Annotated in this window: 13 protein-coding genes; 5 read left to right on the top strand and 8 right to left on the bottom strand. The window is 72.0% G+C overall.

The genetic code is table 11. The features are described from left to right. Window positions 1–17: 17 nt before the first annotated feature. Window positions 18–1,520: an alpha-N-arabinofuranosidase gene (locus tag AB0J74_RS11550; RefSeq protein WP_363447212.1), complete on the top strand. Its 1,503-nt coding sequence runs from the start codon at window positions 18–20 to the stop codon at window positions 1,518–1,520. On the opposite strand, the gene AB0J74_RS11555 is transcribed toward AB0J74_RS11550, so the two are convergent. The 4 genes from AB0J74_RS11555 to AB0J74_RS11570 all read right to left on the bottom strand — a co-directional run bounded on the left by AB0J74_RS11555 (window position 1,507) and on the right by AB0J74_RS11570 (window position 4,392). After that, window positions 1,507–1,902, bottom strand: a complete 396-nt coding sequence (locus tag AB0J74_RS11555) for a GNAT family N-acetyltransferase (protein ID WP_363447213.1) — start codon at window positions 1,900–1,902, stop codon at window positions 1,507–1,509. The two genes, AB0J74_RS11550 and AB0J74_RS11555, sit on opposite strands and share 14 nt — an antisense overlap. Before the next feature lie 69 nt (window positions 1,903–1,971). Then, on the bottom strand, window positions 1,972–2,985 hold the full coding sequence (locus AB0J74_RS11560) for a LysR substrate-binding domain-containing protein (protein ID WP_363447214.1): 1,014 nt from the start codon (window positions 2,983–2,985) through the stop codon (window positions 1,972–1,974). Between the two features lie 233 nt (window positions 2,986–3,218). Continuing rightward, the gene (locus AB0J74_RS11565; RefSeq protein WP_363447216.1) at window positions 3,219–3,512 is read right to left on the bottom strand and encodes a helix-turn-helix domain-containing protein; all 294 of its coding nucleotides are present in this window, start codon (window positions 3,510–3,512) and stop codon (window positions 3,219–3,221) included. A gap of 73 nt (window positions 3,513–3,585) precedes the next feature. Beyond that, entirely contained in the window at window positions 3,586–4,392 is an 807-nt protein-coding gene (locus AB0J74_RS11570) for an SDR family NAD(P)-dependent oxidoreductase (protein ID WP_363447218.1), read from the bottom strand. Between the two features lie 150 nt (window positions 4,393–4,542). Between AB0J74_RS11570 and AB0J74_RS11575 the strand changes: the two genes are divergently transcribed. Together AB0J74_RS11575 and AB0J74_RS11580 are read left to right on the top strand one after the other, a co-directional pair. Beyond that, window positions 4,543–5,364, top strand: coding sequence for an alpha/beta hydrolase (locus tag AB0J74_RS11575; RefSeq protein ID WP_363447220.1), 822 nt, complete (start codon window positions 4,543–4,545; stop codon window positions 5,362–5,364). A gap of 15 nt (window positions 5,365–5,379) precedes the next feature. Next, on the top strand, window positions 5,380–6,279 hold the full coding sequence (locus AB0J74_RS11580) for an NAD-dependent epimerase/dehydratase family protein (RefSeq protein ID WP_363447222.1): 900 nt from the start codon (window positions 5,380–5,382) through the stop codon (window positions 6,277–6,279). A gap of 15 nt (window positions 6,280–6,294) precedes the next feature. Here the strand turns inward: AB0J74_RS11580 and AB0J74_RS11585 are convergent, their stop codons facing one another. Genes AB0J74_RS11585 through AB0J74_RS11600 form a run of 4 tightly spaced genes read right to left on the bottom strand, consistent with a single transcriptional unit; the run spans window position 6,295 to window position 10,313 of the window. Then, window positions 6,295–6,828, bottom strand: coding sequence for a MarR family winged helix-turn-helix transcriptional regulator (locus AB0J74_RS11585; protein ID WP_363447224.1), 534 nt, complete (start codon window positions 6,826–6,828; stop codon window positions 6,295–6,297). Window positions 6,829–6,862: 34 nt separating this feature from the next. Next, window positions 6,863–7,207, bottom strand: a complete 345-nt coding sequence (locus tag AB0J74_RS11590) for a VOC family protein (protein ID WP_363447226.1) — start codon at window positions 7,205–7,207, stop codon at window positions 6,863–6,865. A gap of 32 nt (window positions 7,208–7,239) precedes the next feature. Then, a complete protein-coding gene (locus AB0J74_RS11595; protein WP_363447228.1) occupies window positions 7,240–8,877 on the bottom strand; it encodes a RecQ family ATP-dependent DNA helicase in 1,638 nt (545 codons plus the stop codon). Window positions 8,878–8,924: 47 nt separating this feature from the next. Then, entirely contained in the window at window positions 8,925–10,313 is a 1,389-nt protein-coding gene (locus AB0J74_RS11600; RefSeq protein ID WP_363447230.1) for a short-chain fatty acyl-CoA regulator family protein, read from the bottom strand. Window positions 10,314–10,529: 216 nt separating this feature from the next. Here AB0J74_RS11600 and aceA point away from each other — a divergent pair, with 216 nt between their 5' ends. Further along, a complete protein-coding gene (aceA, locus tag AB0J74_RS11605) occupies window positions 10,530–11,795 on the top strand; it encodes an isocitrate lyase (RefSeq protein WP_363447233.1) in 1,266 nt (421 codons plus the stop codon). Then, window positions 11,795–13,336 (top strand): malate synthase A, encoded by a 1,542-nt coding sequence (aceB, locus tag AB0J74_RS11610; RefSeq protein WP_363447235.1) that lies wholly within the window; start codon window positions 11,795–11,797, stop codon window positions 13,334–13,336. The genes aceA and aceB overlap by 1 nt, the downstream gene beginning before the upstream one ends. Window positions 13,337–13,351: the final 15 nt, after the last annotated feature.

A 13,351-nucleotide genomic window follows, 5' to 3' on the forward strand; every position in this document is an offset into this window, starting at 1 on the left:
CTCTGGGGGTTCGTTTCGTGCACTTCGCATCGCTCACCGTCGACCCGGCCTTCCGCGTCGGGGAGGTCGACCCGCGGCTCTACGGCAGCTTCGTCGAGCACCTCGGCAGATGCGTCTACGAGGGTATCCACGAGCCGGGCCATCCCGACGCCGACCAGCACGGGTTCCGGCGCGACGTGGCCGCGCTGACCCGCGAGCTGGGTGTGCCGATCGTGCGCTATCCCGGCGGCAACTTCGTCTCCGGCTATCACTGGGAAGACGGCATCGGGCCGGTGGCCGAGCGGCCGACGCGGATCGACCTGGCGTGGCGCACGATCGAGCCCAACCAGGTGGGTGTCGACGAGTTCCAGCGGTGGGCGGATTCGGTGGGTGCGGCCACCATGATGGCGGTCAACCTGGGTACCCGCGGCATCGACGCGGCCCGCGGCCTCGTCGAGTACTGCAACCATCCGTCCGGCACCTCCTGGTCCGACCGCCGGCGGGCCAACGGTGCGGCCGACCCGTACGCCATCAAGGTCTGGTGTCTGGGCAACGAGATGGACGGCCCGTGGCAGATCGGCCACAAGACCGCCGTCGATTATGGACGGTTGGCGGCGGAGACCGGCAAGGCGATGCGGCTGGTCGACCCGTCGATCGAGTTGGTCGCGTGCGGCAGTTCGTCGCGGGCGATGCCGACGTTCGGTTCGTGGGAGGCGACGGTCCTGGCGGAGACCTACGAGGTGGCCGACTACGTCTCGATGCACGCCTACTATCAGGAGCGCGACGGCGACCGCGACAGCTTCCTGGCGTCGGCGGTCGACATGGACGCGTTCATCGACGCCGTGGTGGCGACGGCCGACCACGTCCGGGCCGTCGGCCGGCACCGCAAGCGGATCAACATCTCGTTCGACGAGTGGAACGTCTGGTACCAGAGCCGGTTCGCGGGCGAGAGGAACCTGTCGATCCAGCGGACCCCGCGCCTGATCGAAGACGTCTACTCGGTGACCGACGCGGTGGTCGTCGGCAACCTGCTGATCAGCCTGCTCCGGCACGCCGACCGGGTGAAGATCGCGTGCCAGGCCCAGTTGGTCAACGTGATCGGCTTGATCATGACGGAGCCGGGCGGCCCGGCGTGGCGGCAGAGCAGCTACCACCCGTTCGCGCTGACGTCGCGCCACGGCCGCGGCACGGTGTTGCGGGTCGAACCAAACAGTCCCGTGTACGAGACCGCGATCCACGGCCCGGTGCCGGTGTTGGACGCCGTGGCGGTGCAGTCCCCCGACGGCGTCGTCCTCTTCGCGGTGAACCGCGACCAGCGGCAGGAGTTGACGCTGGACGTGGACCTGCGCGCCCTGCCGTCGCTGACGGTGGCCGACCACGTGGCGCTGTTCGACGACGACCCCGACGCGGTCAACGACGCGACCGACCCGGACCGGGTCACACCGCGCCGTCTCGATCCACCCAAGGTCGACGGTGCCGGCGTCCAGGCCGTGTTGCCGCCGCTGTCCTGGAACATGATCCGGCTGACTACAGCGCCATGAGGCCCGCCGAGGTCGGGGAGAACCCGCAGGATTCCAGGTAGAACGCGCGCAAGCCGGGCTCGAAGTCGACGTGCAGCCAGGTGCACCCGGCGGCCCGGGCCCCGTCGGCGGCGGCCGCGACCAGGCCCGCGCCGATCCCCTGCCGCCGGGCGACCGCCGCGACGACGGTGTCCAGGACGAACGCGTGCGTGCCACCGTCCCAGGCGACGTTGACGAAGCCGACCAGCGCGCCCTCGGCACGAGCACAGACCCACCCGAGACTGTGCCGATCGACCCGCCCCCGCCAGTCGACCGGGGCGGGCGGATGGCCGAAGCCCTGCGCGTGCAACGCGCCGATCTCGGGGTTGTCGAACTCACCGCGCCAGCGGTAGGTGACCGTCACCCCGGTCAGCCTGCCAGGTCGACGTCGGGCTCGCGCGGCTCGCACCAGCACCGCGCGGCCGCGGTGCGGTCAGCTCGCCAGGTCGACGCGGGGCTCGCGCGGGTCGCGCCAGCCACCGCGGATGGCGAGTTCGCGGGCGGTGGCGACCATTGCCAGTGCCTCGCGCGAAGGGTGCTCCGCACGCCACAGGATCGACCACGGGTAGCGCGGGACGGCGGGGGCCAAGGGGCGCCAGCGGGCCGGCGCGGCGAGGTCGGCGGTCGAGGCGGGTACGCACATCACGCAGGCGCCGCCCGCCACCAGGTCGACGGCCGCGCGCAGGTTCTGGACGCTGCCGCGGTGTGCGGTGGGCACGAAGCCCGCCGTGCGGCAGATCTCGGCCACGAACTCGGCCAGTTCGGGTGCGCGGGACTCGTCGGGCATCAGCAGGGTCTCGCCGGCCAGCGCGGACACCGGCACGGCCGGCAAGCGGGCGAGGCGGTGACCCTCCGGGACCAGGACGCCGAGCGGGTCGAGGCGGAACAGCTCCGACGCGATCTGCGGCGGCGCAGCGCAACTGCGGCCCACCCCGACGTCGAGGCGGCCGTCGGCGAGCATCCGGCACTGCTCGGGGACGCCGGCCTGGACCTGGTGGATCTCCAGGTCGGGGTGGCGGGCGCGGAGCGCCCGCAGCACCGGGCGGGCGGCCTCGTAGCCCTCGTCGAGCAGGCCGACCCGCAGCGCCGGCGGCGCCGAGGTCAGGCCCTGGGCCAGGCCGGCGGCCCGGTCGACGTGCTCGATGATCTGGCGCGCCTCCAGCAGGAAGCGCGCGCCGGCCGGGCTCAGCTCGATGTGCCGGGTGGTGCGGTGCACCAGCTCGACGCCGAGGGTGCGTTCGAGCCTCTGGACCTGCTGGCTGAGGGCCGATTGGACGATGTGCTCGCGGGCGGCCGCGCGCCCGAAGTGGAGCTCCTCGGCCAGCGAGATGAAGTAGCGCAGCTGGCGCAGCTCGATGCGCGCCGCGGCGACGGCGTCCGGGACGCCGGAGGTCGGTCGGTTGACGATTCGGCGAGGGAAGGCGGGGGATGCGCCCAACTCGGCCATGTCGGCGCGCCTCTCTCTTCAATGCACATGAATGTTAGCGCTAACATTCATCGAATGAACGTGAGATGTCAAGCGTGTGACCTGGCGATTATGAAACGGTTCAGCGGGTCGAGCTCTGCCGGACCACCAGCTCGGCCGGCATGACCGCCCGCCGCTGGATCGGGTGCACCGGCCGCCCACGTGCCGCGCAACGGCCGGTGCACCGGTGCGCCCGCGCGGCGCGACTCGGCCCGCTAGCCGAGGACCCGCTCCTTGCCCTCGACCCGGTCACCCGGGCAGGCGACGTACCACACCATGGACACGCCTGGTTGAGTAGGTGCCGGATGATCCGATGGGCGCCGTCTTGCTGGTCGACGCTGACCGAACCCAGCCCGGGCACCGCACGGCAGCTCGCCGGCCAGCGCGGCGGGGTCCTCGATGGCCTTGAGCACCCGGGCCCGGGTGTCGGGACGCACCAGCGGGTGGTCGTTGAGCGCGCGGGAGACGGTCTGGTGGGACGGGCCGACCGTGCGCGCGACATCGGCCATCGTGGCAGGCCCTTCGGCGGTTCCCGGCACTGGTCACCTGCTACCGATCACGGCCGATGGGCGGAATCGACATTCAGCGCGGGTCGATGCCGATGGGCGCGAGCAGATCGGCCGTGCGGTCGAGCAGTTCGCGCTGGACCGCCGGGTCCTCGGCCGTGGGACTGGGCCGGGTCGGTTCGCGCTCGTCGAAGTAGCGGCCGTTGATCGAGCCTGGCAGGCGTGCGACGTGCAGGATGTTGGCCGCACCGCGCTCCGGTGGGGCGCCCTCGATCGAGAACATCTGCGACAGCAGGCGCGACCGGATGACGCCCGGATGCATGCTGGCCACCTGCGCCCTCTCGCCGTCGAGCCGGCCGGCGAGCCAGCAGGAGTAGGTGACGATCGCTAGCTTCGACCGGGCGTACGCGGTGACCGCGGAGTAGCCGCCGCTGGCCAGGCCCAGGTCGTCGAGGCCGAGGTCGACGGTCAGGTGGGTCGCGCTGGCGATGTTGAGCACCCGGCCGACGAAGTTCCGCAGCGTCGTGCACAGCACCACCGTCGACAGGTAGTTGGTCTGCAGGGTCGCCTCGATGCCGTCGGCCGTACGCTCGCGCTGCGGGGCGCCGGGCCGGGCGGCGTTGTTGATCAGCAGGTCGACCCGGCCGGTCGCCGCCACCTTGACGTCGGCCGCGAGGCCCGCCACCTGGTCGAGGTGGCAGTAGTCGGCCTGCAGGTAGGTGACCCGGCCGGCGAGACCGTCGAGGAGCCCGGCCACGTCGCCCCGGGGCTGCGGGCCATGCAGGATCAGGTGGCCGACCCGGCCCGCGAGTTGGAGCGCGGTGGCGCGGCCGATGCCGTCGGTGGCACCGGTCAACACGACGGTGCGATCGGTCAGGTCCATCAACGGTCAACGCTAGCGCGCGGGGTCCTTGCCGTTCCGGCAAAGGAGATTGCCGCCTGGTCGCGGCGGCCGCGCACCACACCGGCACGTCCGGGCGTGTCCGCGATATCCTGCTGCGCGCACAACCGCCTACGGTGAGAGAGACCGGCGATGACCCTGCCCGACCTGTCGACCCTGCGGTCCCGCCGCCCGCCCGCCGACCGGCCCCGTGGTCCCGAACTGGCCCGGGTCGACGACAGCGAGGGACCCGGCGGGCTGCGGCTGCGCCACTACCGGCCGCACGCGCAGGCCCGGCCGCTGGTGGTGTTCGCACACGGTGGCGGTTTCGTGATGTGCGACCTCGACACCCATGACCGCACCTGCCGCCGGATCGCCGACGCGTGCGACGTGGAGGTGCTGGCCGTCGACTACCGGCGCGCGCCCGAGCACCCCTACCCCGCGGCCATCGACGACGTGGCCGCGGTGCTGCGCTGGGCCGCGCCGGTCGCGGTGGCCGGCGACAGCGCCGGCGGCTACCTGGCCACGATGGCCTGCCTGCGGCTGCGCGACGCGGGCGAGCGGCTGCCGGCCGCGCAGATCCTGATCTGCCCCAACACCGACCTGACGCTGGCCCGGCCCAGCGTCGTCGAGAAGGGCACCGGCTTCGGGCTCGACGCCGACTTCCTGGAGTGGGTGGTCGCGCAGTGGACGCCCGAACCCGCGGACCGGGCCGCGGCCAGCCCGCTGTTCGCCGGCGACCTGCGGGGCATGCCGGACACCCTGATCGTGACCGCCGAACACGACGCGCTCCGCGACGAAGGCGACGCCTACGCGGAACGGTTGGCAGCGGCGGGGGTACGCGTGCTGCACCGCCAGGAGCCCGGCCTCGTGCACGGCTTCATCCAGAACATGGACCTCACCTCGCCCGCGGCGGCGGCCGCGCACGATCGACTGTTCGCCGACATCCGGACCTTGACAACGGGGCGGGTCTAGAGTGGACGATGCGGCGTGCGGATTCTGGTGGTCGGTGGCAGTGGTCTGATCGGCGCCCATGTCGTCGACGTGTTGCGCGAGCGCGGGCACCGGGTGACCACGGTGGCGCGCACCGCCCGACCCGGCGTCGACCACGCCATCGACCTCGCGTCAGGGTCCGACCTGCGGCCGTTGCTCGCGGGCCACGACGGTGTCGTCCACGCCACCCGCACCGAGGAGCAGCGGCCGGTGGCGACGCCGATCCATCCACGGTTCCGGCGGGACATGGTCGAGCCCGTGGAGCGGCTGTTCGGCGCCGCCCGCGCGGAAGGCCTGACCCGCGGGGTGGTGATGGGCTCCTACTACACCTACTTCGACCGGCTCCATCCACAGTGGCGGCTGGCCGAGCGGCACACCTACGTCCGGTGCCGGGTCGAGCAGGCCGCGGCGGCGCGGGCCGCGGGCCTGCCGGTGGCCGTGGTCGAGTTGCCGTTCGTCTTCGGCCGGGCCGGCGATCGGCTGCCGAACTGGTCGCCGCCGCTGGAGCGCTGGGCCCGGTCGCGCACGCCGCTGCTCGCACCCGTCGGCGGGAGTGCCGCGGTCTCCGCGCGCAGCGTCGCCGAGATCGCCGTCGGCGCGCTCGAACGGGCCAGCGACGACGACCTTCCGGTCGCCGACGAGAACCTCACCTGGCACGAGATGCTGACCCGGATCGCCGCGGCGGTCGGCCGGCCGCGCCGGGTGCGTCGCCTGCCCGCGGCCGTGGTCCGCACCGCGTTGGCTTCCGGCGGCCTGCTCCAGGCCCTGGCCCGCAAGGAGTCCGGCATCAACCACCGCTACCTGGCCGACCTGATGCTCGCCGACCTGTTCGTCGAGCCGACGACAGGCCGCGCGCTGGAGCCCGCACTGCGCGAGACGTTCGACGGAGCGCGCTGACTCGTGCCCTGGCGATCACCGTGAGCCGAGGCTGGCGCGCACCTCGGCCAGCAGCGTCAGGGTGGTCGCGAGGGCGGCCGGGTCGAGGGTCCGCTCCAGGTCGCGGGCCCAGGCCGCCCGGCGCGGCTCGATCTCGGCCAGCGCGGCCCGGCCGGCGCCGGTCAGGGTGAACAGCGGTGCCCGCGCGTCGGCCGGGTTCGGTGAGCGGGCGACCAGGCCGGCGCGCTCCAGCCGTTCCATCCCCTCCCGGGCGCTCTGCCGGCGCAGGCCCCGGCGGCGGGCCACGGCCGCGATGGTCGCCGGCCCGTCCTGCAACGCGCCGAGCAGCAGCCAGCGGGCGGCGGTCAGGCCCAGGTCGGCGACCAGCGCGTCGCCCTGTGCGGTGAAACCGCCGGAGACCGCGACCACGGCGTCGACCAGCCGGGTGACCGCGTCGCCCGGCCGCGGGTCAGCATCCATCGACCATGCGGTGCCCCCGTCGCCCGGCCGCGGGTCAGCATCCATCGACCATGCGGTGACCCCGTCGGCCGGCCGCGGGTCAGCATCCATCGACCATGCGGTGACCTCGTCGGCCGGTCGCGGGTCAGCTTCCATCGACCAGGCAGACCAGGTGGCCGTCGGGGTCGCGGACCACGGCCATCCGCTCGCCCCAGGGCTGCGCGGCCGGCGGGTCGACGACCGCTCCCCCGCTGCCCTGCCAGCGGGCGACGATGGCGTCGAGACCGGGCACCACGAACGAGGCGGCGACCGAGGTGTCGCTGGGGGCGGTCGGGCGTTCGTGCAGCAGCACCGAGACGCCCTCGCCGGCCGCCAGCGTGGCCAGGCCGGCGCCGGACGCGGCCACCGGGAGATCGAGCAGGTCGCCGTAGAAGGTCAGCGCCCGGGGCAGTGAGCCGGTCGAGATCACGACGCGGGAGAGGTGGGTCATGCTCCCACCATAACGACAGGTGCCTGTCAAAGCTAGGTCTCGACGGTCAGGATGCCGTTCTCCAGCACCGCCGGGGTCAGGTGGCGGTAGCCGATCGTGTCGAAGGCGACCGTCAACTCGTGGTCGTCGCGGGACAGCAGGGTGCCCTCGCCCCACAGCTTGTGCCGGACCCGGACGGCGTCGTGCTCGGGCTCGTGCCGGCGGCCGACCTGCGCCTTCGACGGTTCGGGGGCCCGCTCGTCGTTGTCGCACGCGCCGCACGGGGGTTCGTAGTGCTCGCCGAAATAACCCAGCAGGTCGGCGCGGCGGCAGCGGACCGTCTCGGCGTACTCCCGGGCAGCCTCGATCCGGGACTTCAGGATCGACTGTTGCCGGCCGCCTTCGCGCGACACCAGGGCGAACGCGTCGGGCGGCAGCCGGTCGGGCTTGACCATGCCGTCACTGCCGTCGGGCTCCAGGAAGCCGAGTTCCTCGAGTTCCTCGACCACCCGGAGCACCTGCTGGCGGCTGACCTTGCTGGCGCCGACCACGTCGGCGACGGCGACCCGGCCGGGCGCGGCCTCGATCGCGTCGATCACCTTGTGCAGCGTGGTCGGCGACATCCGGGACCGGGCGGCGAGCAGGCGCGGAATGCGGATCGTCCGCTCGTCGTAGACCACCACCGCGCGGGCCGGTTGCCCGTCGCGGCCGGCCCGGCCGATCTCCTGGTAGTACTCGTCAAGGCTGCCGGGCACGCCGGCGTGCACCACCGTGCGGACGTCCGGCTTGTCGATGCCCATCCCGAACGCGCTGGTCGCCACCACGACGTCGATCCGGCCGGCCAGGAAGTCGTCCTGCACCTTCGCGCGCCGGGCCGCCGGCAGCCCGGCGTGGTAGGGCGCGGCCTGGTAGGCGTCCAGGCTCAGCCGCTCGGCCAGCGCCTCACAGCGCGCGTGGGTGAGCGCGTAGACGAGGGCCGGCGCGTCGTTGGCCAGCACCACCTCGACCGTGCGGTCGTCGATCGCCCGATCCTCCGGCAGGCCGTGCCGGGTGCGCCGGACCGCGAGGTGGATGTTGGGCCGGTCGAAATCGGTGACCACGATCTTCGGCGTACGCATCTTCAGTTCGCGGGTGATGTCGGCCTGCACCGGCGGCGCGGCGGTGGCGGTCAGTGCCAGCACCGGCGGGCCGTCGAGCGACTCGACGATCGACGGGAGCCGCAGGTACTCCGGGCGGAAGTCGCGGCCCCACTGGCTGACCAGGTGGGCCTCGTCGACGGTGAAGAGCGTGACGCCCGAGATCGCGCCGATCGACTCCTCGTTGGCCAGTTGCTCGGGGCCGAGCATCACGAAGTCGACCCGCCGCTCGCGCAGGCCCTCGAGCGCCGCCCGCCGCTCGCCCACGTGCTGCGACGAGTTGAGCATGACCACGCGTACCGGATCGCCGGACGGCTTCTTCTTCTTGGCCAGGCCGGCGAGTTGGTCGCGCTGCAGCGCGATCAGCGGCGAGACCACCACCGTCAGCCCGCCCAGCACCAGCCCGCACACCTGGTAGATCGCGCTCTTGCCGCTGCCGGTGGGCAGCACGGCCAGGGTGTCGCGGCCCGCGGCGACCGACTCGGCGGCGGCCCGCTGGCCCGGCCGCAGGTCGAACCCGAACACGGCCCGGGCCACGCGGTCGATCTCTTCCATCAGACCGAGGCTACGTCAGCCCGTCGCCGGCCGAGCCCGTTAGCGGCTCAGCCCAACAAGGGATACGGGATGAACGTGCTGCGGTTCTCGTCAAGATCGAGCCGGCGGCCGATCGGGGCGGCGGCGCGCTGCGGGCAGGTCAGCCGCTCGCAGGTGCGGCAGCCCGGCCCGATCGGGGTGGCGCCGTCGACCGCGTCGAGATCGACCCCGGCCGAGTAGACCAGCCGGCCGGCGTGCCGGATCTCGCAGCCGAGGCCGATCGCGAACGCCTTGCCCGGCTGGCCGTAGCCGGCGTGCTGGTGGATGACCGTGCGGGCGATCCACAGGTAGCGCTGGCCGTCGGGCATCGCCGCGACCTGAGTGATCACCCGGCCGGGCGCGTTGAACGCCTCGTAGACGTTCCAGAGTGGACACGTGCCGCCGGACCGGGAGAACGGGAACCCGGTCGCCGACTGGCGCTTGGACATGTTGCCGGCGCGGTCGACCCGGACGAACGAGAACGGCACCCCGCGCGCCTTGGGCCGCTGCAGGGTCGACAGGCGGTGGCAGACGCTCTCCCAGCCCATCCCGAAGTGCTCGGTCAGCAGGCCGATGTCGTAGCGCATCCGCTCGGCCGTCGCGAGGAACACCCCGTAGGGCAGGATCAGCGCGGCGGCGAAATAGTTGGCCAGCCCGACCCGGGTGAGAATCTGCGTCTGGATGTCGTCGAACTTCTCTTCCTCGATGATTTCGTCGATCGTGTCGGCGAACTCCAGCATGCCGATCTGCGCACCGAGGCGAATCGCCTGTTGACCCGGTCGCAATGACATCGACAAATGCAATGTGCGGGTCTGCGGATAATAGCGGTGCAGGTCGCCGCCGAGCTTGTCGTGGTCTTCGCGGACGATCCGCACGCCGTGCACGTCGGCCAGCCGGGCGCGCAGCGTCTCGATCGTCTCGCCGCGCCGCACGCCGATCCGGCCGGCCAGCTCCTCGGCCGCCTCGTCGAGCGCGGGCACGTAGTTCTGCCGCCGGTAGAAGAAGTCACTGACCTGGTCGTGGGGGCTGCGACCGGCCACCACGTCACGGTCGCCGGCGACCTCGGCGAGCTGCTCGTCGGTCTGCCGGTAGCGCCGGTAGAGGTCGATCACCGCCTCGGCGACCTCGGGCAGCTTGGTGGCCAGCTCGGTCAGGTCGTGCAGGCTGGCCCGGGCCGGCAGCGCCTCGCGCAGGTCGGCGATCAGCCGCGGCGTGTCGTGCGGCGCGAAGAAGGCCGGGTCGACGCCGAACACCTCGGTGATCCGCATCAGCACCGGGACGGTCAGCGGGCGGGTGTCGTGCTCGATCTGGTTGAGATAGCTCGGCGAGATGCCGAGTTGCCGCGCGAGATCGATCTGGGAGACCGCCCGATCCTCGCGGAGCCGGCGCAGCCGGGCACCCGCAAAGGTCTTGCCCACTCTCCCTCCCCTCGGGTTTGCGCCGCGAGGCGCGTATTGACCGCAGGCCTCACCTCCACCATCTGGCGCGATGTTAGCACGTTGCTAAAGGGGCATTCGCAACTTCGCAAAATCGCGCCTGGACTTTTCAATAATTGGCTCGTTCCGTGCCTCGCGAGTCCTTTTGGAACTGTGCGACGGTGACCGCCAGAGGCTTTTCGACGTAAGGAGTCGGCGATGACCATATCGGCGGAGCAGTTGCGGCAGGAGTGGGCGACCGCGCCGCGCTGGCGCGGTGTGGAGCGCACCTACAGCGCGGACGACGTGGTCCGGCTGCGCGGTGCGGTCCAGGAAGAGCACACGCTGGCCCGCCGGGGTGCCGAACGACTCTGGTCCCTGCTGCACGACGAGGACTACGTCAACGCGCTCGGCGCGCTCACCGGCAACCAGGCGGTGCAGATGGTGCGGGCGGGGCTCAAGGCCATCTACCTGTCCGGCTGGCAGGTCGCGGCGGACGCCAACCTGGCCGGCCAGACCTACCCGGACCAGAGCCTCTACCCGGCCAACTCGGTGCCCGCCGTGGTCCGCCGGATCAACAACGCGCTGCTGCGGGCCGCGCAGATCACCACTGCCGAGGGCGACACGGAAACGGAGTGGCTGGCGCCGATCGTGGCCGACGCCGAGGCCGGGTTCGGTGGCGTGCTCAACGCGTACGAGCTGATGTCCGCGATGATCACCGCAGGCGCGGCCGGCGTGCACTGGGAGGACCAGCTCGCGTCCGAGAAGAAGTGCGGCCACCTGGGCGGCAAGGTGCTGATCCCGACCGGGCACCACATCCGCACGCTGCAGGCGGCCCGGCTCGCGGCCGACGTCGCCGGGGTGCCGAGCCTGATCGTGGCGCGCACCGACGCGCACGCCGCGAACCTGCTCACCACCGACATCGACGAGCGCGACCAGCGGTTCCTGACCGGTGAGCGCACCGCCGAGGGCTTCTACCGGGTGCACGCGGGCATCGAGCCGTGCATCGCGCGCGGGCTGGCGTACGCCCCGCACAGCGATCTGATCTGGATGGAGACCAGCACGCCCGACCTGGAGGAGGCGCGGTCGTTCGCCGAGGCGATCAAGTCGCGCTATCCCGACCAGTTGCTGGCCTACAACTGCTCGCCATCGTTCAACTGGCGCAAGCACCTCGACGACGCGACGATCGCCAAGTTCCAGCGGGAGCTGGGCCACATGGGGTACGCGTTCCAGTTCATCACCCTGGCCGGCTTCCACGCGCTCAACTACTCGATGTTCGACCTGGCGCGTGGCTACGCGGCCGACGGCATGCCGGCCTACGTCGAGCTCCAGGAGAAGGAGTTCGCTGCCGAGGAGCACGGCTACACCGCCGCCAAGCACCAGCGGGAGGTCGGCACCGGCTACTTCGACCTGATCAGCACGGTGCTCAACCCGACCGGCGAGACGACCGCCCTACGCGGTTCAACTGAGGAGGCGCAGTTCTGATGAGGATCGAGGTCCAGGGCAACGGGTACGACGAGATCCTTGACCCGAAGGCGCTCGACTTCCTGGTCGCGTTGGATAGCGAGTTCGCCGGCCGCCGGGTGGCGCTCCTGGACACCCGGCGGGCCCGGCGGGCCCGGTACGCCGCCGGCCAGCTCCCGGGCTTCCTGCCCGAGACGGCGCGGATCCGCGACGACGACAGTTGGCGGGTGGCCCCGCCGGCGCCGGGTCTGGTCGACCGGCGGGTGGAGATCACCGGCCCGCCGGACCGGAAGATGACGGTCAACGCGCTCAACTCCGGTGCCCGGGTGTGGCTCGCCGACTTCGAGGACGCGCTGGCACCGACCTGGGACAACCTGATGGGCGGCCAGGCCAACCTGATCGCGGCGCTCGACGGTGAGCTCGACTTCACCGACCCGTCGTCGGGCAAGCGCTACGCCGTCGGCCCCGATCCGGCCACCATCGTGGTGCGGCCCCGCGGCTGGCACCTGGCGGAGAAGCACATCGTGGTCGACGGCCGGCCGATCTCGGCGAGCCTGGTCGACTTCGGGCTCTACTTCTTCCACTGCGCGCAGCGGCAGATCGACGCGGGCAAGGGGCCCTACTTCTACCTGCCCAAGCTGGAGAACCACCGCGAGGCTCGGCTCTGGAACGACGTGTTCACCTTCGCGCAGAACTATCTGGGCATTCCGCAGGGCACCATCCGGGCGACCGTGCTGATCGAGACGATCACCGCGGCGTTCGAGATGGAGGAGATCCTCTACGAACTGCGCGAGCACGCGGCGGGGCTCAACGCGGGTCGCTGGGACTACATCTTCAGCATCATCAAGCAGTTCGGCCAGCGGTCCGACTTCGTGCTGCCCGACCGCGCCGACGTGACGATGACGGTGCCGTTCCTGCGGTCCTACACCGAGCTGCTGGTGAAGACCTGCCACAAGCGCGGCGCGCACGCGATCGGCGGGATGGCGGCGTTCATCCCGAGCCGTGACCCGGCCGTCAACGAGGTGGCGTTCGCCAAGGTGCGGGCCGACAAGGACCGTGAGGCCGGCGACGGCTTCGACGGCTCCTGGGTGGCCCACCCGGGCCTGGTGCCGACCTGCGCCGAGGTGTTCGACGGCGTGCTCGGCGATCGGCCGCACCAGCTTGACCGGCGCCGCGACGAGGTCGCGGTCAACGCCGACGACCTGCTCGCCGTCGACCTGACGCCGGGCGCGGTCACCGCCGCCGGCCTGCGGTCCAATGTGGCTGTCGCGCTGCGCTATTTCGACAGCTGGCTGCGCGGCACCGGAGCCGCCGCCATCTTCGACCTGATGGAGGACGCGGCGACCGCCGAGATCGCGCGCTGTCAGGTGTGGCAGTGGGTGCACCACCGCACCCCGCTGGCCGGCGGCGACGTGGTCACCGAGGACCTGGTCCGGTCCATCGTGGACGAGGAAGAGGCCGGCCTGCGACCGGCGGCCGCACGGATCTTCCTGGAGACCGCGCTCGCCGAGGAACTGCCGGCGTTCTTCACGCCCGACGCGTACGCCCGTTATCTGGTGTGACGCTTGCCGGTGATC

This window comes from Asanoa sp. NPDC049573 (assembly GCF_040676615.1).
Taxonomy (GTDB): domain Bacteria; phylum Actinomycetota; class Actinomycetes; order Mycobacteriales; family Micromonosporaceae; genus Asanoa.